The following is a 24,291-nucleotide window of genomic DNA, read 5'->3' as shown; positions in this document are numbered from 1 at the left end:
ACCCATGGCACATGTCAGCATCGAGTCTTTGCAAAAGAAGTACTCACCCAAAACTCCTCCTGCAGTCCAATCCCTCGATTTGGAAATTGAAGAAGGGGAGTTCCTAACACTCTTAGGCCCCTCAGGCTGCGGAAAAACCACAACTCTAAGATGTGTCGCAGGACTGGAGCGGCCAACCGGTGGTCAGGTGTCAATTGGCGGAAAAGTTGTCGATAATCCTGCGCAGCGTGTCCATGTGGCTCCTGATAAGCGGGATATTGGAATGGTTTTCCAAAGCTACGCTCTGTGGCCTCATATGTCCGTCGCCTCCAATGTCGGTTACCCATTACGGATGCGCAAAGTAAGCGTAAACGAGCGCGCTCGTCGAGTCCGCGAAGTCTTAGAAATGGTTGGCTTGTCCGAGTACGCAAGCCGGATGGCTACCGACTTATCCGGCGGACAACAGCAGCGCGTGGCCTTGGCTCGCGCACTGGTTGCCACTCCACAACTGTTGCTCTTCGACGAGCCACTCTCAAATCTGGATGCGCGGCTTCGCCAGGATATGCGTTCAGAACTTCGTGACATGCATAAGCGCGTGGGAACCACGTCTATCTACGTAACCCACGATCAGGAAGAAGCCGTTTCGCTCTCAACCCGCATCGTGCTGCTCAACAAAGGCGAGATTGAGCAAGTGGGCAGCCCAAGAGAGATTTATTGGCATCCAGTCTCACATTTCGTAGCCGATTTCGTTGGCTACGACAATTTCCTCAGTGCCACTGTGGTGTCCACAGACCGGCAATCCGTCAAGGTTCTTCTCGATGGCACAGAGGTACGTTTGAGCACTTCAGCCCGTACCGATGTACGCGAGGGCCAAAAAGTGGATATTGCCGTACGTTCATCGTCGGTGATTCTTGGACCACCAGCCAGAGAGAAGCCTAATCGTTTTGACGGTTTGATCACCGACATCATGTATCTTGGCGACGATTTCATCTATGAACTGCAGCTAGGCCCACACCAGGTCACGGTGTCCATCCGTACTGCTGAAGTAGCCAATTTGTGGCCACTAGGGTCTCCGCAAGTAGGTGACACCGTCACTGCAGCGATCGCACCAGAATCGTTAGCATGTCTACCCTCGCCCGCAATGGACGCCCCCGCGCTTCTCCGCGTCTAACCCGCACGTTCACACTCGACCAACCATTTAACACACCCGCAGAAAATCACGATGAAAGGCACCAACATGGGGATCACATCTAGCAAGAGAAAAATTGCTACGGCGCTTGGGCTAGCTGCGGCATTGTTGCTGACCGGTTGCGGCAGTGACAGCACCGTTGCAGAAGGTTTAGGAGAGCGCGAGGGAGTTGATACCACCGCGGCCTTGGGCGGCGCCGATGCTCAAGCTAAATTCGAAGAGCAGTATGCAGCTGCTCTTGAAGCTGGGCAAGATTCGCTCAACATCTACACGCCTTTGACGGCTACTTGGCCGGCAGTCTTCGAAGCCTTCGGTGAACGATTCCCTGGGATTTCCGTGGAGCCACTCCAGATTGTCGGTGCAGAACTAGACACCAAGGTTTCTCAGGAGCAGTCTTCCGGCCAGCGGATAGCAGATCTAGTCATGACCGGTGATGTGGGCGCAGTGTCGCTAGCTGACCGTGGATACTTCTCGGAGTACCATCCGTTCAACGCTGACTCGGTTACCGACGACCCACAGTTTTCGCTTAAAGAAGGAACACTCACGACGGTCTCAGCTTCACCACGTGGTTTGATCTACGACACTCGACAAGATCTTGGCAAGACCCCGAAAAGCTGGGATGACCTCTTGGATCCGGCATTCAAGGGAAAGATCACCATGACTGATCCAGCCACCGATGGTGGTGGAATGCAGTGGGCTGATCTGGTGCTCAATGACGATAAGTTGGGCGATGGATATCTAAAGAAGCTCGCAGCTCAAGAACCTATCATTTCCTCCACGACCGCTGAGTGCCACAACGCTGTGGTGCAAGGACGCGCGTATGTTTGCTTGATGGGCGCCATGGGCAACTATCTGACACTTACCAATGACGGAGCACCTGTTGAAATCTCCTACCCAATCGAGGGTGGCAACTGGGCTACATACTGGTTTGCAGGTGTCATCAAAGATGCAGAAAACGCCAAGGCAGCGGAACTTTTTGTAACTTGGCTCAACTCGCCAGAAGCTAACTCAGTCAAGGCTAAATCCGGACATGCCCCTGTGGCCAACGCAGAAGGCACTGAGATGGCATTCGAAAATCCCGCGGATGTGCCATTACTACCCCGCCCAGATCTTGTAGACGTAACCAACCGTCAGGCAAAGGGTCAGGAAGTCACCCGAAGTATTTTTAGTCGCTAAGCGCAGAAGCAGTGGTGGGTGTCGTTAAAACGATACCCACCACTGCTTTTTGGATGACCGTATGTTGAAGAGAGAAGTCGAATTTTGAATACTGGAATGAAGGTTTTCACTTTAGGAACAGCGGGAGGACCGCTGCTACGCGCAGATCCAGGCAATGCTCACCGTCGTGGTATTGCCACTGCAGTAGTCATCAAGGATCGAACCTACCTGATTGACTGCGGTCATGGCGTTGGCTTAGGACTTGCCGAAGCCGGCCTGAGCCCTCGGTCATTAACGGCAATACTTATTACTCATCAACACTCAGATCACGTAATTGATCTAAATTCGATTATGGTTCTTGGCGGATTGGCGTTCCGCGGAATGCCCGATGCTAGAGTCCCGGTTATTGGCCCGGGAAACCGTGTAGAACTTCCCTTAGTTCAAGGAGAAGGCGCGGAGCCTGCTGTAATTTTCCCTCAAAGCCCCACCCCTGGCACCAGTGAGATGGTTAATCTACTGCTTCGAGCACATGCAACAGATTTGAATGACCGCCGTCGAGACTCTGGAGCTTCGGATATTTCACAGATCTTTTCTGGCGTTGATATTTCCATTCCGAAAGAAACGGAATTTCACCCGAATACACAGAACCATCCTGAGATGGTGCCTTTTGAAGTCTATTCGGATGATCTAGTCAGGGTCACCGCTACGTTAGTCCAACACCGCCCGATAGCTCCAGCTTTCGCCTACCGCATTGATTCCGATTATGGATCCGTAGTTATTTCCGGTGATACCGCGCCCAGCGAAAATTTGGTTAGGCTTGCGGCTGGCTGCGATCTTCTACTCCACGAGGCGATCGACCTTGAAGCTGTAGCTCGGAGTTACCCAGATGCGAGTCCTACGGAATTAGAAGCCAGCATGGGCCATCACCGGCGCGCGCACACCACAGCCGAAGATGCAGGACTCATGGCGCGACAAGCTGGCGCGCAAAATTTGGCGCTACACCATTTGGTGCCTGCTGGTTCGCCCCCTGAAGTTTGGCAGCAAGCAAAAAATAAATTTCAAGGTCCCTTACACATACCCAAAGATGGCGATTGGTTCAGCATTGCTGACGGTACCGTGACGCATTACGAACGTAAATAATTAGTGACTCGCCGTTGCCGCCAGAACCAGCGCTAATGAAGCACATTCTGATCCAAAAAGTCATGTGGTCTTCAAAACTTGTGGATTTAGATCTCTAATACCTTGGCTTCCACATTCGATACCGCGAACAGTGAGGTCCCTTGTGACCGTTGCTTGCCACTGTGCAGGAAACCGGGGCGATAGCCCGCAGCGTGATCCGCTTCTAGCTAGCTAGACGTTCCTGCGCAGGCTCCCTGCGACGTTCAGCTTTGAGACCGTCAGTATCGACAGTCAACGTCATCCAAAGCTCGTCCAGGGAGATGTTCAGGACGCCGGCGATAGTCGCAATGGTGGCGAACGCCGGAGTGGCAATTCGTCCGGATTCGATTTTGCGTAGCGTCTCCGGAGAGATTCCCGCGTCAAAGGCTACGTCAACCATGGTGCGTTCGGCACGCGCAGTTCGCAGCAGGGCACCGAGTCGTTCGCCGCGCTGGAGCTCCACGAGAGTAAGGGGTAATCTGACCATAAAACCAATTATAGTACCGGTATAGTATGAACGGTATTATTATAGGTTTATCGAAGGGTTGCTCATGATTGAAATTCTCAATTCCAAAGACGCCGAACGCGCCCAGGTTACCGGCGCACTGGTGGGAAAGATTCTGCAGACGCTACGCGAGCGTGCAACGGTAGGCACCAATTTGCTGGAAATTGATGCCTGGGCCAAGGAAATGATCCTCGGCGCCGGTGCGGTCTCCTGCTACGTGGATTACGCGCCTTCCTTTGGACGTGGCCCATTTGGCCATTACATCTGCACGGCTGTCAACGACGCTGTATTGCACGGATTGCCTCACGATTACGCGCTAGCCGACGGAGACCTACTAACCCTTGACCTAGCGATTACCAAGGACGGGATCTCCGCAGACGCCGCGATCAGCTTTGTCGTCGGAACGTCCAAGGATGCAGAAAATGAAAAGCTGATCGATGCCACCAAACGCGCTCTAGCCGCCGGGATCGAAGCAGCTAAGCCTGGAAATAAAATTGGCGATATTTCCTACGCCATCGGCGCAGTCTTACGCGATGCAGGCTACCCCATTAATACCGAATTTGGTGGACATGGCATCGGTTCCACCATGCATCAAGACCCGCACATCTCCAACACCGGACGCCCAAACCGTGGCTACAAGTTAGTTCCCGGACTGATGCTTGCCTTAGAACCATGGGTGATGACCGATACCGCGAAGCTCGTCACGGATCCAGATGGCTGGACTTTGCGCAGCGCTACGGGATGCCGCACCGCGCATACCGAACACACCGTCTTGATCACCGAAGGTGATGCCCAAATCATGACGCTTCCGCCGGTCGACTAGGAATTTACTGGCTTTCCTTCTTCGCGGTTTCGGCCCGCTCGGCAACGATCGCGTTCGCAACACTGGAGTTATCCGGTGCAAAGGCGTACAGCTTGCCGGCGTCCTGGTGTACCCACCAACGCCCACACAGCGTGGTGGTGCGCTGCTCAGCGTCCTGCGGCCACCAGTCTGCTTCGAGGGTGCGGAAGGTGACAAAATTATCCGCGGCCAGTTTCTTGGTGCGCGGGTCTGCGGCATACCCCTTCTGCAATTCTTTATCGCTAGGCACTCCCACCAGTTTGAGTGGTTTGCAGCTTTCAGCAGATAATTCTCCCGCGTAATCCATGGTGAAGATACGTTCGTCGCCGGTACTGCGCTGTTCCAACTTCACGTCCGTACCGCCGGCGGGAACCCATTTCGGAAGTAGACCGGAGGCCACACCTTCTTCAGAGGTTTTTGCGCTCTTGGACGCCGACTGCTCATATTTGTCTTGCGCTAAATCGGCAACGTTGCAACCGGACAGTAGTAACGCGCTTGGAATCATCACGGCGAGCATTGAAAGGTACTTTTTCTTCATCATGACTCTAAATTTAGTCAGCAATCTTTCAATTGGCTTCAGCTCAGAGGGCGAACTCTGCGCACGCTAAGTACACCCATAGGATGAGTGTCCACCGCTACCAACAGCTCAGGCCGACCAGCTTCCCCACTTGTTGAGAAAACTGATCGGCCTGAGTTGGCTTAAGCTAGGTCTTAGACCTGACCTCCGTGACGCGAGACCACCTCACGCGCTAGCGACTTGCCAAACTTGGTGTGTTCGGCCAGTGCAGCTAGCGCAGCTGCCACGTCCCGAGCGGCTAGTGCTTCGGTCAGCTTGACCACATAATTGTGATCCAGCTGGCGAGACCACTCTTCACCGGTGAACGCCTGGCGCCACACGGTGCCGATACCCAAACGGCGGTACGAGTCGATCAGCTGCGAAGATCCTGCAACTCCGACCAACGCATCATGGTAAGCAACATTGAGCGCGAGGAAAGCGTCGAGGTCTGCGGCCGAATCCTGGCGCAGGGTACCTAGTTTCTCGGTAATCTCACGCAGTTGTGCGACGGTCTCATCGGTGAGCTTGGAAAGGTGCACCGCGATCACCCCAGATTCAATAGTTGCCCGTGAATCGTAGGCGGAATCGGTGAGTTCTGCGGTAATAGGCTTGGGCTGGTACTTTCCACCCTCGGTACGGAAGACCAGGTGCTCGCTTTCCAACTTCACCAAGGCAATGGCGACATGGTCTACGTCCGTACGGGAGGCGGCAGCAATTGCATCAAGGTCCAGGTCTTCACCTAGTGGGCTGGTGCGCAGCAGTACCCAGGTGCGGGTTGCCTGGTAGGCGGCAAGTTCCTTAGTCGGTTCCAGTCGCCCCATAGTTCCACGGTAGTAGGCCAGTGGTTCGCGGTCGTGCGCCTCGGACTGGGTCACCAAACCGAGGAACACGGTGTGAGTTCCACCGGTAGGAGTTTCGGCGACCTTGCATACGATGGTGGCCAGCGCACCATCGATCAGCGGCACTCCTTCTGGGGATAAGGTGTGCGCAACGGTGGCAAACTTATCTTCACCTTTACGTCCAAAGTGGAAGGCCAGCGCACCCTGATCTTCGGCAAGGATATTGATCCCGAAGACGCCGGCTTCCACCACGCGGTCGTGAGTGCTGCTAGAGCGGTTCAGGCAGGCAAGCATCATCGGCGGATCCATGGACAGCGACGAAACGGCAGATGCCGTGGTGCCATAGAGCTGTCCGTCAACCGCCGTGGTGATCACGGTGACGCCGGAGGCAAAATGTCCCACGACGTTGCGGAAGATGTTCTGGTCTACGGGCTGTACGTTCTCAATTTTTGCTGCGGTATTCATGAGTACTGCTCCTGAGGAATCAAGGTGAAATTTTTGCTGGGATCGAGAGTTTCAAAAAGTTTTTCGAGGTTTGTTGCCGCCCCAAGATTTTTTATCTGTTCACGTAACGCATCACTGCGTTCAATAAGTTGCGGCGTGCCGAACGCAAGATTTTGCTCGAACTTTTCATCTATTGCTTCTTCGGTCAGCGCGGTGCGCAAGATGTTGCCATCTGGATGCTCTACTCGCACATGCTTGATACTTCCGTCTTTCAAACGCGCGGTGACTTCGGCCGTCAAGCGCTGGTTGTTTGGAAGCGTGCCAGCTAGCTCGATGCGCCCTAGCAGGTTAGTCAGCCGCGGATCAGCTAACGCCTTAGCTGTTAGATGTTCGGGGCGTACCGTGCCGTGCAACAAGGCCACCGCGGCGGTGAGGTGGATGGAGAACAACGCGGCCGTGGTTCGGGTTTCCCCTTCTTTGAACCGGGCTCCGACAAATCCGTTGAGGGTTCGTTCGGTAACATGCACGCTCAGACATTCAACGTCCTCGGCCTGCACCGAATGCTGGGTGACCAGTTCGGCGCAGGCCTGCAATGAAGGCTGAGCCGCGCGGCATGAAGCAAATGGTTTGATGGTGCAGTCCCCGTGGAAACTATCGCCTAAACCCTGAAGCGCGAGCAGCGGATCAGGATCCGTGGTGAATACCTCGAAATATCCATGCTTCCCGGTCAACGGATCTTGTGGACCACGCATTCCGGCGCCAGCGAGCTGAGCTGCGTTGATTCCTGCCCTGGCGGCGAAGGCCATGGGGAGCTTAAAACTATTTTCTCCGTCAAAGATCGCCGCCACGGTTCCGGCCGCCTGGTTCACCGCGATGCCTACCGCGTGACGGGTAGTCTCGTGGTCCAACCCCAGCAATCGCGAAGCAATCAGGCTTGCACCGATTACATTTACCGTTCCGGTGTTATCTTGGCCCGAATACACGTCGAAGCCACCAGCCACCGCGAGGCGTGCGGTGAGGTCATCGCCTACGGCGAGCGCCGTGATGACCTCGGCACCGCTCGCACCGGTGGACTGCCCTAAAGCCAGAGCCACCGGGACCGTGGTACCTGAAATATGCGCCGCGACGGTTTTACCGCCCGGCCCCTCGGCCTCGACCGGCTCATAGTCAAAGGAGCGGATCAGCGCCGCATTGAGGAAGGCCGCCGAGGATGCCGGGAGCCGTTGCTCGGTTCCAAGCACCTGCGCTTGGGTACCTTCTCCCCAGGTGGCGACTACCTTGCGGAGCTTTGCCGCGCCGTCGGCTTGTTGTCCGGCCAATCCTGCGCCGACACTGTCGAGCAGACGTTGGGACACTCGTTGCACGGTCTGCGTGGGCAGGTCCGTAAATTGAGTTTCCAACGCATGCTCAATTAGCGTGTCGAGCAGGTCCGGCGTCCGGGTTTGCATGTCAACTCCTTAGGCGCGCGCTGCGGCGGCGTCGAGGTCGAGACTGTCATCGGTTACTGCGGTGGGAAAGATGCCAGCTTCGGCAAACATTGCCTCATAGGCTCCGGTTTCACCCTTCATCTGAGCCTTTTTGTGGTCCAGTGCGCGGGCACGTCCAATGGAACCTAAGTAGAAGCGCTCGTAGAGTTCGTTGCGGCTACCCAATGCGGAGCCGGCGAAGTCCCATGCGGTGCGGAAGATCTTTGCGCGCTCCTCCGGCAGGATGCCGTTGGCACCTGGCAGGTACTTCTTCAGTAGCGGGCCAAGACGAGCTTCTTCGAAGGCTGCGGCGGTTGGTGTTGCCAGCAGGTTGTGCGAGCCCATGGACTTGATGATGTCGTTGACCCGAGCCATCCACAAAGGCATCATGGTGCGCAGGCTGGAGATGTCATCGTGGCAGAAGAACGCTCCGCCTCCCCACTCGGAGGCATTAACCTCAGCGGAGTGGATTACCGCACGGGCGATACGCAGGTAGGAGTAAATTTCGCCGAGCATCGACGCGGTTTCCGGCTTGGTATCTGTGGCAGTTACCTTGGCCATCTGCACGCAGAGGTCATAGGCGAATTCGAGCTTGACCGAGGCGCGAATAGCGGTCTGCTGCTGGGTGTTGCCAGTGGCGGTTCCGGCGTTCAGAGAGTTGTAGACATCGAGCTGTCCATCAATGAACACGCGGTCCCAAGGGATGAGCACATCATCAAAGATGATCACCGCATCCTGCTCATCAAAACGCGAGGAGAATGGCTTGTCCACGATTGGCTGGTCCACACCGTAGTGATCACGGCAGACCGAGACGACGCCCTTGGTAGCCACCGGGATCGCGAAGGATAGCGCGTATTCCTCGTAGCCCTTCTGGATGGGCACCGCTGGGTAGACGTAGAGTTCGTCGGCAATCGGGCCAAGCGTCGCGAGCATCTTGGCACCGCGGACGATTAGACCTTCGTCGGTGCGCTCAACAACGCGCAGGGTCAACTCTTCGTTAATTCCTTGGAGTTCACCAACTGACTTATCGATGGCCGCGTGAACGATGGTGTGCGTCAAGGCCAGGTCCTGCTCTTGCACTAGACGCCAGTAGTTCTGCAGACGCTCGTAGTAAACAGGGTCACCGGACTTGGCGAAGATATCCGGGCGGGAGGCATGGCCGGCAAGCACTACATTGACGTAGTCCGGGGTACGGCCAAGCATGCCGTTGGAGTAGCGGGCCAGGCGATCAAATGCGCGGTGGCGGCGTGCAATGTCTTCCGCGTTGTGTGGACGCAGGAGCGAGACGTTGTGCTCTTCGCCGGTTTCGGCATCCTGCATGAGGCAGTCAGCTGCGTACTTGTGCTGGTAGTCAAAGTAAGCAGCCATACCGTTGATCGACCCTTGGAACGCTGGGTGCTCGGTGATGTCGATCTGTTCGTTACCTAGCCAAACTTCACGGGAATCCTTCAGACCTGCCCGGTACTGCTCACCAGTGCGTGCACTCATGTGATTACTCCTAACGGATCGCCCCTCAAGCGGGACTCAAAATATATTCTGTGCCTAAGTTTATATAAAGAGTGTGACGCAAATCAATCCCTTGATCAAACTTTTCGCAAAAAACACTCAAAACCCGCGGTATTTCACCAATATGAGATTCTCAGAAAAAATATTCTTTGACACACAATCGGTAAAAACTGGACAAGACTGCGTGATGTGCGCCATTATGGGCTGAGTCACAAACCCCCATTAGGAAGGAGTTCAACCGTGCCTGCACCACGAGCGAACACCGGATCCGAAAATTCTCCAGTAGCCTCCAAAAATGATTCCCTTAATACAAAGGACCTGCGCCGAATCCTCGGCTCCAGCTTCTTAGGCAGCGTCATTGAGTACTACGACTTCATCCTCTATGCCACCGCCGCTTCGATTATTTTTGACAAGGTCTTCTTCGGGAACCTCACCCCCGGTCTAGCGCTATTCGCTTCCTTTGGAACACTCGCGGTGGGCTACGTCGCCCGGCCGCTGGGCGGAATCATCTTCGGTCACTTCGGTGATCGCGTGGGCCGCAAGAAGATGTTGGTGCTGTCCATGATGATGATGGGTTTTGCCACCATCGCTATCGGCCTGTTGCCAACCACTGCTAGCATCGGTGTCGCTGCTCCGATCATCTTGGTCCTACTGCGCGTAGTTCAAGGCATCTCGGTAGGCGGCGAATGGGGCGGCGCAACACTTATGGCTCTGGAGCATGCGCCTGCAAATAAGCGTGGCTTCGCGGCATCCTTCGCCAACGCTGGCGCGCCAGCCGGTGGCCTACTAGCAACCTTCCTCATTTCATTTGTATCCTTCAGTACCGGGGACAACTTCCTCACCTGGGGTTGGCGCATTCCGTTTCTCTTCTCAGCGGTTCTCATCGTCATCGGAATGGTGATTCGACTCAAAGTCGCAGAGTCCCCGGTCTTCCAGCAGATGGATGCCAAGGCGGCCTCAGCACAAAAGGAACGCAAGACCCCGATTTCGCTGGTGCTCAAGCACCACTCCAAAACCGTGGTTATTACCTTGGTCGCCTCACTTGGCTTTTACACCTGCCAGGGGATCCTGACCTCATGGGGCGTCTCCCAAGCTGTGGGCCTAGGAGTCGATCGATCCTTCGTTTTGAACTCCAAGGGTTACGCCGCGATCATCACGATTGTGGTCTGCCTACTAGCCGCAAAGCTTTCTGACCGTTACGGTCGCAAAACAATCCTCACCGTCGGCGCGGTAGCCGGCATCGTCTGGGCTTTCCCCGCCATCGCCTTGATGAGCAATGGAACCGGATGGGGCTTCATGGTCGCGGTACTGGTTGGCAATGGAGTGATTCAGGGAATTCTCGCCGGGCCAATTGGCGCCTACATCTCCGAGCTTTTCCCAGCCGACGTCCGGTACACCGGCGCTTCGCTGGCTTACCAGAGTTCTTCAACCCTCGGTGCGGGCTTCACTCCAATGATTGCCACCGCACTGGCGATGACCTTCGGCGTCATGTCGGTCGGCGTCTTCTGGGTCGCCATTCTTGTCATTGGATTTATCGCGATTCGTATGAGCCCCGAGGGTGCAGCCTTGGAGCACAAGCAGTCGAAACTCACCACGAACAAAAACAGCATCAACGCCTGACAACACAGGCACTAACGGTTTGCCGCGGCGCCTTGTGGTCCGCGGCAAACTTTTAGAACCAATCATCAATTTTATTGATGGTATACAGCTAAAACTTCTCTATTTACGACTTATCATTCGCTTGGCACGATAGAAGCAAGTGCCCTGGGTTACATCCGCGAAATTCGCATCACGGATTCCCATTTGGAAAGGAACAGCCACAATGACTCCCAAAAATCCGAAGCACATGGTGCTCACCACCTTCATGCTTCCCGCTGGTTACCACAAAGATTCTTGGCGCATGGACGGTTCTCGTTCCGATGAACTGGCCAACCTCGAGTTCGTCTATGACCTCACCAAGATGGCCGAGGACGCCAAGCTTGACGCGATCTTCTTCGGCGATATCGTGCACGCTAACACCGTGATGCGCGGCGACATTAAGATGAACGGCTTCTATGAGCCAATGACGGTGCTCTCCGCACTGGCTGCACGTACCAAGAACATCGGCCTGATCGGTACCGTCTCCACCTCATTCTCCGAGCCATACAACGTTGCCCGACAGATGGCAGGCCTAGACCACATGTCTGGCGGACGCGCCGGCTGGAACATCGTGACCAGCTCCGATGGCTTCCAGAACTACGGCATCAAAACCGCTCCAGATCCAGCAACCCGTTACCGCCGCGCTACCGAGTTTGTCGACGTAGTCCAGCAGCTTTGGGATTCTTGGGAAGATGACGCAGTCATCAATGACAAGCAGTCCGGCTGGTACGTGGACACAGAGAAGATCCACCCGATCAATCACTCGGGCGAGTTCTTCCAGGTTCAAGGGCCCATCAATATGCCACGCAGCCCGCAGGGCCGTCCGGTTCTAGTACAGGCCGGCTCTTCCGGTCCGGGTATGGAACTTGGCTCTTCGGTGGCCGACGGTATCTACACCGCACAGCCGCTGAAGGAACCTTCGGTTGAGTTCTACGCCAAGTTCAAGGCCATGGCAGCGGCTAAGGGCCGTAACCCACAAGACATCAAGGTCATTCCAGGCATCCTCCCGATCCTCGGTGACACGCAGGCAGAGGCCGATGAGCTAGCCGAGCACTTGGCCAACCACCTGCATTTGGACAATGGTCGTGTGCAGGTAGGCGCGGATCTGAAGATGGATCTGTCCGAGCTGGACTTCAATGACAAGATCCCGGCTTCCTGGTTCTCCGATGATCCGGCACTGGGTTCCCGTTACCAGATCTATCGCCGCAAGTCGGTAGATCAGGGCATGACCCTGCGCGAACTCATCGTAGATCTTGCCCGCTCCACCGGACACCAGTGGATGGCCGGAACCGCAAGCACCGTGGCAGACCGGATGATCGATTGGTTCGATTCCAAGGCGTGCGACGGCTTTAACCTCAACGCTCCGTTCAACCCGGGCGGCTTCAAGCTCATCTGCGACAAGCTAGTTCCAGAACTCCAAGAACGCGGTTACTTCCGCACCGAGTACGAGGGCACCACCTTGCGTGACAACTTCGGGCTTTCCCGCCCGGCCTCGATTCGCGAACGCGTCTAGTTCCCGGCGGCCTGGTCAAAGAGTTCGGCGGCCACTTCCACCCATGCTTGGGCGCGGGAGTTCAGCCGAGAACTGCGTGGCCAGGCCACCGAAACTGGTACCGCCGCGGTTTGGTTATCGGGCAAGGTCAATGGTTTGAGCACCACCTGAAGTTCGCCATAAGGCGCTTCGAGAGCAGGCTGCTGAAATAGCACCGCTACCCCCCGACCGGTGCCGACCAACGAACGCACTGTCGCATAGGACCGCGAGCGATGCCGGATCTGTGGCGATATCCCGGACCCTTGATACAGGCCAAGGATTCGCTGGGTAATTGGATCAGATTCGTAAAGCACTAGCGGATCGGTGGCAATTTGCTCTAGGGAAACTGACGCTTCGGCGGCCAACGCATGATCGGCTGGAAGCAGTACATAAGCCGGGGCCATCGCCACGGTGGCTGAACGTAGGGCTGGGGAAATATCTGCACCGTAGAGGAAGGCGACATCGATGGAACCATCAAGTAAGGCTGCTTGCATGTCTTGGTGGAATCCTTCCATGAAGTCCACCTCTACCTTGGGACATTGCAAGGCGAAGGCATTGAGCATCGGCGGAATGATGGTTGGACCTAAGGGCATAAAACAACCCACCGTCAGTGGTCCGGTCAGGCTGGCGCGGGTTCCATGGCCCATCGTTTCGATTTCATGGGCTAGTTCCAACATTTCCCTGGCCTGGCGCAACACGGTGCGACCGGTAGCCGTGAGCGTCAGCCCTTTGGCTCGGCGCTTGATCGCCAGCTCTGCTCCGACAATGCGTTCAAGTTCGGCAATTGACATGGAGATTGCCGAAGGCGCTAGGTGCAGGCGACGTGCGGCTTCGGCCATGGTCCCCGCCTCGGCGGCGACGACAAAGTGCCAGAGCTGACGCAAGGTCAGTTGTGGGTGCGTGGCAAGACTCATGTCATCAATCCTATTGATGACATCAAAGATATAAAGCAATATTTTCGATTAAGAAGATCGGGCCACCTTTAATATGGCGGCCAGAAAAGGGTGAATCATGGATCGTCGTGAAGACTTCCTGCGCGAAGCCACCGCCATCGTAGGCGAAGAAAATGTCGTACCGCTCGGAGACTCCGAAGGATACCTTGACCCCTACCCACTTAATCCGGGCCGCACCCCCTGGCCAGGTGTACGCCCAGCAAATACCGAAGAAGTTCAGGCAATCGTCGCGCTAGCTACCAAACACGAAGTCCCGCTGTGGACCTTCTCCTGTGGCAAAAATCTGGGCTATGGCGGACCTGAACCACGAGATGGCGGCATGGTTGCTTTAGACCTGAGCCGAATGAATCGGATCATCAAGGTAGATGATCGGTTGTGCTACGCCGTGGTGGAACCCGGCGTGACCTTCTTTGATCTTTTCGAATACATCAAGGAGCACAAACTCAACGTTTGGATGTCCGTTCCGGCCCTCGGCTGGGGTTCGGTACTAGGAAATATGTTGGACCGTGGTTATGGCATGACCCCGTACGGTGACCATGTGAAGTCACTTTGTGGCATGGAAGTGGTCCTGCCGGACGGTGACCTTGTGCGTACCGGTATGGGCGCCATGGACGGCACCGAGCTTGGACCAATCTTCCAAGGAGGATTCGGCCCCACCCTGGACGGTTTATTCACTCAATCGAATCTTGGCGTGGTCACCCAAGTTGGCCTGTGGTTACAGCCAGCTCCAAACACGTACGTCAACGGCGACATTGCGGTGGAGAACGAAGAAGATCTGCCACTGCTAATAGACATCCTCACCACCTTGCGTCGCGAAGAGATCATTCAGAATAATGCGTTGTGCGGCAACGTGGTCCGTGCGGCCACGATGCGCGGAAATCGGGCTCAATTCTGGGATGGCGAAGGTTCCATTCCAGACTGGCGTTTGGAAGAGATGCGCCAAGAGTTCGGCATTGGCCAGTGGAATGGAAAGTTTGCATTCTACGGCGACCGCGCGTTGTGCGAACGACGTCTAGAAATCGTTGAAGAGCGGATCTCGCAGATTCCTGGCGCCACGGTGAAGGCACGCTTCTACTCGGGAGCCGAAGGCCTTGCCCTGCAACATGATGACATTGCCCCCTTGGATAAAACTCAAATGGCCGGAGTGCCAACCCTAAAGCCACTGTCCACCGTCGGATGGGCTGCCGAAAACGGTGGTCACATCGATGCGGCACCAATCATTCCGGCCCGCGGCGAAGCCGTTTATGAGTTCTATCAAGAAGCCAAGAAACTCTACACAAAATATGGGTTTGATCTGTACATCGGTTACCACCTGTATCCCCGGCACATGGTTCACGTGACGATGATTTTCTTTGAACGTGGCAATGACGAGATGCTTACCCGTGCTCGCGCACTTTATACGGAACTACTGGATTTTGCGCGAGAACGTGGTTACGCCCCATACCGCAGCCATGTGGATTATATGGACCGCATCTCTGACGGTTTTGACTTCAATGATCACGCAGCACGTCGCCTGCAAGAGAAGATCAAGGATGCGCTAGATCCTGCCGGCATTCTCGCCCCCGGCAAGCAAGGCATCTGGCCTGAGCGATTCCGTGAGCAGCGCTCGAGTGCACCACAGGAACAGCTGCGCTAGCACTTGGGAGTCCAGCAGGGGCGACATATTCGCTTCCCCTGCTGGACTCCTATTTAAGCTGGCGAGCCGGTCAGTTCAGCAGCGGGCCATTCGGTCCATGACGACCGAGACGCTGAGCCTCGCCTCAAAAGGGTGCGCCTTTTAACCCACTGCTCTTTCGATACGCCAACATTTATTTACGAGCCTTGTGCCAGTAGTTTGATGCCGTAAAACGCCAAGGGCGTGACGTGCCATTGGCACGTCACGCCCTTGGCGTACTTCGCTTTAGCTAGCTAAAACCGCATGGTCTACACAGGCCAATCCAGCCTCGCCACCATTACGCACAGCATTTAAGGTAATTTCGTAGTGCTTTCGCAACAGCGCGCCGGTCAGTCGCGCGTCACGGTCCAGCGCAGCGGCCAAGATATCCGCGTGTTCCTGCTCAATATCGCGCTTGACGTCTCGCGTTGCCGGCCCTGCCCAGCGCCCGTAGAGCTGAATTAGGTCCGAGAGCGTCTGGGTCAATTCCGACAGCATAGGCACACCACAGGCCTCAACTAATTTGTTGTGGAATTCCTGGTGAGCATGATTCCACGCAGGGGTGTGGTTATCCGGATCTGCTGCGGAACGACGAGGCGTGCGGTTCAGGGTATGGTGCGCAGCAATTAGCTCGCTCTCCCATTCCAGGGGCGCGCGTTCAAAACCTAGCGTCACCGCGAGCTGCTCATTGGCACAACGCATTTCAACGATGTCACCTAATTCGGCAAGGGAAAGCTCTGGGACGAAGAAGCCACGATTGGGGCGCAACGTCACGAGCCTGTCGCCGACCAATCGAGTCAACGCCTCACGAATCACGGTACTTGAGGTGTCGTAATGTTCAGACAGTTGCGTCAGTTGCAGTCGTGCGCCAGGTTCCCAGCGCCCGTCCAAAATATCGGTGCGCAAGGTGTCTCTAATGTGCTTTGACATCGTTTCCGAGTCGGTCCGCTTAGCCATGACACAAATCATACCAAACGACTCACAGAATACATTTTTAGTTGACTTATGCATAACTAAGGAGTGACACTGGTTACAAAGAGAGTTTGTGGGAATCTGAAAAATTCCCACAAAACCGATGACTCCAGGAGTGAAAATGAGTGAATCGTTGATCGAAACCCGCGCCGCAGACAAACTTGATGACCTATATGCCCGCGATAGCTACACCGCGATTACCGATGATGACGCGAAGTTGCGTCAGGTTGTAGATTCCACGGATCTCCCGCCATTGATGATCGCTTTGGCTGCAGCTACCGGTGACTATTCGATGCTGCGAGATGAGCTACGTCCACCGCAGCCTCCCGTTGATACTGTCGGTCAGCCACACGGCGGAATGGATGAGGCACAGCGTACTGCCGCACGCGACCTAGCCTTTGACGCGTTACGGCGCGTTCGGGACGAAAAGATCACCAGCGCAAAGACGCTCTCCGATGAGCAGGCCACGCAGATTCTGGATTGGCTCACTAACGGAGCTACCCGTGAGTACCACCCGATGCTCATGCACGATATGTCTCTCGTTCCACAGCACAGCGGCGCACCCGGCTTTACCAAGGACGAAGTAGACGCGCAGCGTAACTTCACAGTTGCAGTGATCGGCTCAGGAGTGGCAGGAATGGCCGCCGCTTACCGCCTCAAGCAGGCCGGTTTGGATTACACGGTCTTCGAAAAGGGCAATGAGGTTGGCGGTACCTGGTGGAAAAACACCTACCCCGGCGTACGTCTTGATACTCCTAACTACGCATACTCCTTCTCCTTTGCACAGCGTGATGACTGGCCACAACAGTTCTCTGAAGGTGCAGAAATCCACAAGTACACCCGCGATGTTGCCCAGCGCGGCGGGATCACCGAAAACATTCAGATGGGCACCGAAGTCCTCTCCGCCGAATGGGATGAAGCTACCGGCGAGTGGGTTTTGTCGATGATCGTAGACGGCGGCCAGGTTGAAGAACGCCGCTTTAATGCAATTCTTTCGGCCGTCGGCCAGCTCGATCGCCCCAAGTTCCCGGAGACTCCCGGCCGTGAGAAGTTCGCCGGCGTCCAGGTGCACTCGGCCGAATGGGATCCAGCTATCGACCTAACCGGCAAAAAGGTCGCGGTCATCGGTTCCGGTGCGAGCGCCTACCAAATCGTTCCAGCCATTGTGGATCAGGTGTCCGAGCTGAAAGTATTCCAGCGTTCCTCGCCATGGATGCTACCAACCCCGTTCTACTACGAGGACATGCCTGAGTCCGTCACCTACCTCGTGGAACATCTTCCACAATTTGGTCAGTGGCTTCGTCTCTGGCAGCACTGGCTCGGCGTCGAGGGTCGCCAGCACTCTACCGCCGCAGACCCAAACTGGACCAAAGAAGGTTCCGTTTCAGAAATCAACGAACGAGTTCGTCAAGAACTAACCGAGATGCTCAAGGTGCAGTACGCAGACCGTCCGGACTTGCTACCAAAAGTCACCCCCGACTACATTGTTGGCGGAAAGCGCATGCTGCGCGACAACGGCGTCTGGTCTGCAAGCCTGAAGAAGCCTCAGACTACGCTGGTTACCGAAGGCATGGTCGAGATGACCGAAGCCGGCATCATTGATGGCGACGGAACGTTGCACGAGCTCGACGTCATCATTTACGCCACCGGCTTCCAAGCTTCCGAATTCCTAGAACCACTGCGCGTCACCGGCACTAACGGTGTTGACCTGCACGAATATTGGGCGGGCAACGCTACCGCTTATGCCGGTGTTACCGTTCCAGGCTTCCCCAACCTATTTATTGTTTCCGGACCAAATACCGGCCATGTAGTCAACGGTTCATTGTTCTCCATGATTGAGTACGGCTTGACCTACATTTTGGATGCCATCCACATCCTCTTGGAAAAGGATCTGAAGGCCTTGGATCTGAAGCAAGAGGTGTTGGACAAGTTCGTCACCGATTTAGATGCGGCTAACCGGCTTAAAGCTTGGGGCCACCCAGATGTTAAAACCTGGTACAAGAACAAGTTTGGCCGCGTCTCCCAGATCTGGCCGTACCCAATCGTTGAATACTGGAACGTCACCCGGTCGGTGGATACTTCCCAGTACAACGAGGTTCACTAAACATGGCCATCTATTCCTATGCCACCGCCACTGGTGCGCGCTTTGCGCCACTGCAGGCGGTGGAGGGCTTAGTTCAATCCAGTCCAGCGGTGTTCCCGCAGAGCCCCGGCTCCTTGGATTGGTTGCTCGGCCCTGCTTTGCAGGAACTTGAACAGTCCGAGGATGCATTCCAGCTGGCGGTATTCGCACCAGCCGATGCTCGCGACCTTCCGGTGATGGTTTTCCTTCCCGGTGGGGGCTTTATCTCTGGCGCCGGTACCGTACGTTGGTATGACGCGCAGAACTTCGCCGAGGCCCAACGGGCTGTGGTGGTTGTGGTGAATTACCGAGTCGGACTGCTCGCCCACCGAGGCAGTGTTGGCGGGGGAAATACCGTACCCGAGGAGCTGCTTTTGGCTCTTCACTGGGTACAACGCAACATTGGCGCGCTAGGCGGAAACCCTGAGAACGTCACGCTTGCGGGTCAGTCTGCCGGCGCGTTCTGGGCATTTGCCCTGGCCCAGCTCGACGAAGCTCGTGGCCTCTTCCAGCGCGTTTACCTCGGCTCACTATCCTTCCAGCCGCCAATGTCAGAACAGGAAGCAGCGCAGCGTCAGGAACTCGTTACCGAGCATCTAGGTGAACGAGGCTTGGAAACCGCCACGACGGCTCAACTACTGTCTACTGCCAGCGTCATCGGCAAGCACTGGGCGGGGCGCGGACTTGGGCTCTACCCGAGCGCCGATCAAGCAGTTCCTGCCGACTTGTTCGACGTTGCAGCCGCGGCTTCGCGTTTGCACGTAGATCAGGTGTTCTTGAGTCATACCGCCGATGAAGCCACCGCATTTATCGGCCAGGCCCCGGATCAAGCGTTCCCGGAACCAGCCGTGCAAGGGTTCATTGGTGCGCATTTCGCCGATCCGGATATCGTCACGGAGGTCTTCGCCGAAGATCAGTCGCTGGTGACCGCGAAAGACCGGATGATTCGCGCGATGACCTTACACCAGATCGAGTTGTACGCGACCGAATTGGCCGATGCACTGGTAGCAGCAGGCAAACAGAGTCATGTGGTTCGATTCTCAGTAGGTTCCGAGTTGCCCAAGGCACGCTCCGCACACTGCTTTGAGCTTCCCTTTGTTTTTGCTAATGCACAGCGGTGGGCAGATGCACCGATGCTGCAGGGGCTGGATCCCGAGACCTATAACGTGGCCTCAACACAGTTCAGTTCGCTACTTGGTTCATTCTTGACGGATGGCATACCTACCGACGCGCAAGGCAACGCATTGCCAGCGCATCAGGTTGGTACCGTCGAGGCTCGCCAGATTACCGGCTCCGGGGTTCAAGATCATCGACTCGAACGCCGCCTGACCACTAAGCGTTTGGTGCCTATAGCGTGAAGTTCACAATCGATGCACAGCAGTAACGCCTCATTGCGTTGCTACTGTGCATCGATTGCAAGACCTCATCAAATATTTTGATCTGGGCTAATAGCTGGACGTTCTAGCCCCGATGGTTAAAGTAGCCGATGGTCAGCGCAACATAACTTCGCGTATGTGCGCGTTGATTTTGATGCCCGTTCCGGACTTGATCGGGACGGGCATCAACTCATTTAAGAAACTTTCCAACATCTCTAGATAATCTGCTTAAACACGGATAATCTAATTATTGAGACAGATTGCATTCGCGCTAACCGAGAGGATCACCATGGCTTGGGGACTAATTAGGGAAATGGGCCACGTGTCCATCCAAACCAACGACATCGAAGGCTCAATCTTCGATGCCACCGAGCTCTTGGGCTTGCGCGTCACTGAACGCACCGACAATGAGGTCTACCTGGCGGCAAACTCTGTGCACCACGAACTGACCTACGTGCAGTCCGAGGTCAACGGCATCCACTCGCTGGGCCTGATCGCGCAGAACGGCGACGCACTGCGTGAAATTCGCCGCCGTGTTGCCAATGAAAACTTCAAGATCGTTTCCGAGACCCCGGTCTCCGCCGGCGTGCAGGATGGCTTTTCCTTCATCGGCCCCGAAGGCTGGGTTTTTGAGATCTACACCGGCATGCAGCATAACGACCGCGGCCTGCTCTCCTTCGGCCCGGACCGCTACGGCCACATCAACTTCCACCCGCGCGATGTGCGCGGCATGATGGAATTTTTGCGTCGCATCTTCGACTTCCGCCTCTCCGATGTCATCGGCGATGACTACGCCTACTTCATGCGCTGCAACCCGGATCACCACGGCATCGCGCTGATCAAGGGCCAGGGCACCTTCCACCACCACGCCTGGCAGGTCCAGTCCATTGGCGATCTGGCCAAGCTCGGCGACCGACTGGGAGCTGCCGGACGCGAACTGATCTGGGGTCCGGTCCGCCACGGCGCGGGACACAATATCGCCGCGTACTACGTAGAAACTTCAGGCGCAGTCGTCGAGTTGTACACCGACCTTGAGCAGATCTATGACGATGAACGCGACCCGATCATCTGGGGCGAGGACGAAAACTGGTGGAATATGTGGTCCAACCGGCGCACCGAGGACTTCCGCACCTTCGGCATCCCCACGGTCACCGAACTTAAAACCTTCATCTAACAACTGAGCAATTCTCAAACTTTCGAAAGGCAACAATCACATGAAGTACGTATCTTTCCTCGCAGCTAACGGCACCGAGACCTGGGGCGTTGCCATCGACGGCACCGTGCATGACCTAGGACCAACCGGCAAAAACCTCGCAGCCAACGTACGCGAACTCATTGAAAAAGGCGCCTTCGGCACCGAACTAGATCTGTCCGGTGCGCCAACTATCGACGAAGCTGAAATCACCCACCTGCCGTCACTGACCAACCCCGGCAAGATCATCTGCATCGGCGTGAACTACCTAGCTCACCAGGAAGAGTCCGGAAAGACCGGACAGACCGCACCAACGGTCTTCACCCGTTTCGCCGATACTCAGATGGGCCACCTGGCTCCTGCAGTGAAGCCAGCTTCCACCACCAAGTTTGATTACGAAGGCGAGATGGCCTTAGTCATTGGCAAGGAAGCATGGCGCGTCTCCGAGGAAGATTCCTGGGACCACATCGCCGGCTACGCCTGCTACAACGACTTCTCTGTCCGCGACTGGCAGAAAGCTGCCAGCCAGTGGATCCCCGGCAAGAACTTCCCTGCCACCGGCGGTTTCGGCCCCTACCTGGTCCCGTCCAAGGATCTTGGTGACGTTAACAAGCTGACCCTGGAAACCCGCGTGAACGGTGAGGTCCGCCAGAACGCTCCGGTCTCCAACCTCGTCTTCAACATCCCACAGCTAATCAACTATGTCACCGGCTTCACCAAGCTGAACCCGGGCGACGTAGTTGTCACCGGAACGCCAGGCGGCGTAGGCCTGTTCTGGGGCGAAGGTGGACTGCTCAACGACGGCGATGTTGTTGAAGTGGAGATCACCGGACTGGGCGTGCTGCGTAATACCGTCAAGGACGAAGTCTAAATATCCACGCAGTACCATTCAAAGCAAAGTAAGGAGCGGGCTGTGGCCGAACGTGCAGAGGTCGATGTACTGATTATTGGGGCAGGCCCTACGGGGCTAACCACCGCCAACCTGTTGGCGGATGCCGGCTTGTCGGTAGCCCTGATCGAGGCCAACCCGGGCAGCGGTGACGAGCCGCGCGCCATTAGCGCCACCGACGAGACCCTGCGCGTGATGCAGCATCTAGGCATCATGGATCGGCTCGCTCCCGAAATGCTGATGGATACCGGGGCACGCTACTTTGGCCTTGGCGGCAAGGTAATTGCCGACGTCCGCCCCGGAAACCCGCGTCTTGGTCAACCCGGAAAATCGCAGTTTGATCAGCCGGTCCTCGAAGGGCTGCTTTACGAGGCAGCGACTCAGCGCGAGCAGATCAGCCTGCATTTCAACACCTCCGCCACCTCGATTACCCAGGACGAACACGGGGTTCGAGTCGCGGCCACCCGCCTCGGCGAGCGCAGCCTGGGCTACAACGGTGCCTTGGCTGGAGATTCTGGTTTACAAAGCGCACCGCCGGAAAACTCGCCGGTCACCGAGCTGGAATTTAACGCCAGCTGGGTTATTGCCTGCGACGGGGGCCGTTCCTTCACCAGGCGTGAACTAGGCATCGGTTTGCAAGGATCCACACAGGTCGAACGCTGGATCGTGGTGGACTTGCTCGACGTTCCGGGAAACCCGGAACCTTTTGCCTCCTTCCATTGCAATGGAACCCGACCGGCAGTAGTTGTGCCCGGAGTTAATGGTCGGCGCCGCTACGAATTCATGCTTTTTGACCATGAAGATGGTCAAGCGATGATCAGCACCGAATCGATCACCAAACTAGTCACCCCCTACCAAGATATTTCCACCGTCACGGTACGCCGAGCCACGGTTTATACCGCCCATCAGCGTATTGCCGACAGCTACCGCAGTGGACGTGTGCTCCTTGCCGGTGATGCCGCGCATCTCATGCCACCGTTTGCTGGGCAGGGTTTGAACGCCGGAATCCGTGACGCCGTTGGCGCCTCATGGCGTGTAGCTGCCGTGGTGAAGGGCGAAGCCAACGAGTCAATCATTGACGATTACGCTACCGAACGCCGGCCTCATGCGGCCGACATGGTTAAACTTTCCAAACGCATCGGTTGGGTCGTGATGAACACTAATCCTGTGGTGACCCGCATTCGCGATGCGGTAGTCACCGGAACCCGGGTGCTTCCAGCACTGAACCGCTGGCTGACGCAGATGCGCTTCCTCAAACAGCCGCATTACACCACTGGCACCGTCACCTCAGCCCTACCCGGAGTTCCACACTTGGCCGCCGAGTTCATTGGGCGCAGCCTGCCACAACCAGACATCAGCGTGGACGGTGAAAAAACCAAGTTAGATGAGCTGTTAGGCGCCGGATGGAATTTGATGGAAGTCTCGGCGGGGCACCGCCTGGTCTTCACCGACCAGCTCGGAAACACGCGCACGGCGCTAGATACCGGGCGAGTTTTCGACACAGCTACCGGAACGGTGCTGTTGATCCGCCCAGACTTCTATGTAGCAGGCATTGCACCAGCGCGCGAGCGCCAGGCACTACTGCAATCCTTAATCTCCAAGGTTCCTGCCCTTAGAGACTTCGATACTGCCCTGCGACACTAATCATGGCTAAGGCATCGACGCACTCTGTAGCTGGTATTCGCAACGCAATTTTGGAAGGTCGCTGGTCCCCAGGTGACCGGCTTCAGCCTTCGGCTATTGCCCTGCACTTCGAGACCAGCACCACCGTAATTCGCGAGTCGCTGACGAAGCTCGCCGGCGAAGGCTTAGTGACGAGCAAGCCCAATCGAGGATTTTTCGTACCTGAACTCAATCTTCGAGAATTAGCGGACATTACCGAGCTGCGCTGCGTCACGGAAGAACTCGCCGCCAAGCTAGCGGTAGCTCGCGGTGATCTTGGCTGGGAATCAACACTCATCGCGGCTCATCACAAGTTAGCTCGAATCCCAAGACATCTCAGCCAGTCACCGGTAGTAATAAACCCCGAGTGGGGTTCGGCCCACCGCGACTTCCATCGCGCGCTGCTCTCCCCGTGTGATTGCGCACCGATGTTGGCACTGTCAGCTAACTTAGCTAATTCAACTCTGTTGTACCGGCGCTGGGCTGCGACTTCTGACGCAGCTAGTGCCCGCAACGTGGAGCACGAACATGAGCAACTGCTTGAAGCCGCTCTGAGCCATGACGCCTCCAAGCTCGCCCGCTTACTCCGTGAACATTACGAAGGTTCGGTTCAGGTCATCTTAGAAGCGGGGCTTCTCGGCACCGCGTCGCTGAGCGTCTAATC

General features: G+C 56.2%; 20 protein-coding genes. 13 read left to right on the top strand and 7 right to left on the bottom strand.

Features of this window, described 5'->3' with window-relative positions:
* Positions 1–4: 4 nt before the first annotated feature.
* From CQ011_RS08770 to CQ011_RS08760, 3 genes are all read left to right on the top strand, one after another.
* Positions 5–1,150, top strand: coding sequence for an ABC transporter ATP-binding protein (locus tag CQ011_RS08770; protein ID WP_105676857.1), 1,146 nt, complete (start codon positions 5–7; stop codon positions 1,148–1,150).
* A gap of 66 nt (positions 1,151–1,216) precedes the next feature.
* The gene (locus tag CQ011_RS08765) at positions 1,217–2,344 is read left to right on the top strand and encodes an ABC transporter substrate-binding protein (protein WP_181148050.1); all 1,128 of its coding nucleotides are present in this window, start codon (positions 1,217–1,219) and stop codon (positions 2,342–2,344) included.
* Positions 2,345–2,440: 96 nt separating this feature from the next.
* The gene (locus CQ011_RS08760) at positions 2,441–3,463 is read left to right on the top strand and encodes an MBL fold metallo-hydrolase (protein ID WP_105676852.1); all 1,023 of its coding nucleotides are present in this window, start codon (positions 2,441–2,443) and stop codon (positions 3,461–3,463) included.
* A gap of 202 nt (positions 3,464–3,665) precedes the next feature.
* On the opposite strand, the gene CQ011_RS08755 is transcribed toward CQ011_RS08760, so the two are convergent.
* Positions 3,666–3,968 carry a helix-turn-helix domain-containing protein gene (locus CQ011_RS08755; RefSeq protein WP_105676850.1) on the bottom strand — a complete coding sequence of 101 codons (303 nt, stop codon included), beginning with the start codon at positions 3,966–3,968 and terminating at the stop codon, positions 3,666–3,668.
* A 64-nt stretch (positions 3,969–4,032) separates the two neighbouring features.
* Between CQ011_RS08755 and map the strand changes: the two genes are divergently transcribed.
* Positions 4,033–4,809, top strand: a complete 777-nt coding sequence (gene map, locus CQ011_RS08750; RefSeq protein ID WP_105676846.1) for a type I methionyl aminopeptidase — start codon at positions 4,033–4,035, stop codon at positions 4,807–4,809.
* A 4-nt stretch (positions 4,810–4,813) separates the two neighbouring features.
* Here map and CQ011_RS08745 read toward each other — a convergent pair whose 3' ends face one another.
* The 4 genes from CQ011_RS08745 to CQ011_RS08730 form a co-directional block, all read right to left on the bottom strand.
* Positions 4,814–5,368 (bottom strand): hypothetical protein, encoded by a 555-nt coding sequence (locus CQ011_RS08745; RefSeq protein ID WP_181148049.1) that lies wholly within the window; start codon positions 5,366–5,368, stop codon positions 4,814–4,816.
* 170 nt (positions 5,369–5,538) lie between these two features.
* The gene (locus CQ011_RS17785; protein WP_181148048.1) at positions 5,539–6,687 is read right to left on the bottom strand and encodes a flavin reductase; all 1,149 of its coding nucleotides are present in this window, start codon (positions 6,685–6,687) and stop codon (positions 5,539–5,541) included.
* Positions 6,684–8,114 (bottom strand): MmgE/PrpD family protein, encoded by a 1,431-nt coding sequence (locus CQ011_RS08735; protein WP_105676842.1) that lies wholly within the window; start codon positions 8,112–8,114, stop codon positions 6,684–6,686. The genes CQ011_RS17785 and CQ011_RS08735 overlap by 4 nt, the downstream gene beginning before the upstream one ends.
* A gap of 9 nt (positions 8,115–8,123) precedes the next feature.
* Entirely contained in the window at positions 8,124–9,620 is a 1,497-nt protein-coding gene (locus CQ011_RS08730; RefSeq protein WP_105676836.1) for a 4-hydroxyphenylacetate 3-hydroxylase N-terminal domain-containing protein, read from the bottom strand.
* Between the two features lie 258 nt (positions 9,621–9,878).
* Between CQ011_RS08730 and CQ011_RS08725 the strand changes: the two genes are divergently transcribed.
* Together CQ011_RS08725 and CQ011_RS08720 are read left to right on the top strand one after the other, a co-directional pair.
* On the top strand, positions 9,879–11,258 hold the full coding sequence (locus CQ011_RS08725) for an MFS transporter (protein WP_105676831.1): 1,380 nt from the start codon (positions 9,879–9,881) through the stop codon (positions 11,256–11,258).
* Between the two features lie 202 nt (positions 11,259–11,460).
* Entirely contained in the window at positions 11,461–12,789 is a 1,329-nt protein-coding gene (locus CQ011_RS08720; protein WP_105676827.1) for an LLM class flavin-dependent oxidoreductase, read from the top strand.
* Here the strand turns inward: CQ011_RS08720 and CQ011_RS08715 are convergent.
* Positions 12,786–13,721, bottom strand: coding sequence for a LysR family transcriptional regulator (locus CQ011_RS08715; protein ID WP_105676823.1), 936 nt, complete (start codon positions 13,719–13,721; stop codon positions 12,786–12,788). The genes CQ011_RS08720 and CQ011_RS08715 overlap by 4 nt on opposite strands.
* A gap of 97 nt (positions 13,722–13,818) precedes the next feature.
* Here CQ011_RS08715 and CQ011_RS08710 point away from each other — a divergent pair, with 97 nt between their 5' ends.
* Positions 13,819–15,396 carry an FAD-binding oxidoreductase gene (locus CQ011_RS08710; protein WP_105676821.1) on the top strand — a complete coding sequence of 526 codons (1,578 nt, stop codon included), beginning with the start codon at positions 13,819–13,821 and terminating at the stop codon, positions 15,394–15,396.
* Between the two features lie 264 nt (positions 15,397–15,660).
* On the opposite strand, the gene CQ011_RS08705 is transcribed toward CQ011_RS08710, so the two are convergent.
* Positions 15,661–16,371, bottom strand: coding sequence for a GntR family transcriptional regulator (locus CQ011_RS08705; RefSeq protein WP_181148047.1), 711 nt, complete (start codon positions 16,369–16,371; stop codon positions 15,661–15,663).
* A gap of 136 nt (positions 16,372–16,507) precedes the next feature.
* Between CQ011_RS08705 and CQ011_RS08700 the strand changes: the two genes are divergently transcribed.
* The 6 genes from CQ011_RS08700 (at position 16,508) to CQ011_RS08675 (ending at position 24,289) form a co-directional block, all read left to right on the top strand.
* Complete coding sequence (locus CQ011_RS08700; protein ID WP_105676816.1) at positions 16,508–18,490, top strand: flavin-containing monooxygenase; 1,983 nt, start codon at positions 16,508–16,510, stop codon at positions 18,488–18,490.
* Positions 18,491–18,492: 2 nt separating this feature from the next.
* The gene (locus CQ011_RS08695; RefSeq protein WP_105676814.1) at positions 18,493–19,866 is read left to right on the top strand and encodes a carboxylesterase family protein; all 1,374 of its coding nucleotides are present in this window, start codon (positions 18,493–18,495) and stop codon (positions 19,864–19,866) included.
* A 268-nt stretch (positions 19,867–20,134) separates the two neighbouring features.
* A complete protein-coding gene (locus CQ011_RS08690) occupies positions 20,135–21,058 on the top strand; it encodes a VOC family protein (protein WP_146112590.1) in 924 nt (307 codons plus the stop codon).
* A gap of 40 nt (positions 21,059–21,098) precedes the next feature.
* A complete protein-coding gene (locus tag CQ011_RS08685) occupies positions 21,099–21,947 on the top strand; it encodes a fumarylacetoacetate hydrolase family protein (protein WP_105676810.1) in 849 nt (282 codons plus the stop codon).
* Between the two features lie 42 nt (positions 21,948–21,989).
* Positions 21,990–23,609 (top strand): FAD-dependent oxidoreductase, encoded by a 1,620-nt coding sequence (locus CQ011_RS08680; RefSeq protein WP_181148046.1) that lies wholly within the window; start codon positions 21,990–21,992, stop codon positions 23,607–23,609.
* A 2-nt stretch (positions 23,610–23,611) separates the two neighbouring features.
* On the top strand, positions 23,612–24,289 hold the full coding sequence (locus CQ011_RS08675) for a GntR family transcriptional regulator (RefSeq protein WP_105676804.1): 678 nt from the start codon (positions 23,612–23,614) through the stop codon (positions 24,287–24,289).
* The last annotated feature ends 2 nt before the right edge of the window (positions 24,290–24,291 follow it).

The sequence above is a fragment of the Arthrobacter sp. MYb213 genome (assembly GCF_002979915.1).
Taxonomy (GTDB): Bacteria; Actinomycetota; Actinomycetes; order Actinomycetales; family Micrococcaceae; genus Glutamicibacter.
The sequence above is the reverse complement of the archived record's forward strand: the minus strand, read 5'-3'. Positions and strand labels throughout refer to the sequence as shown.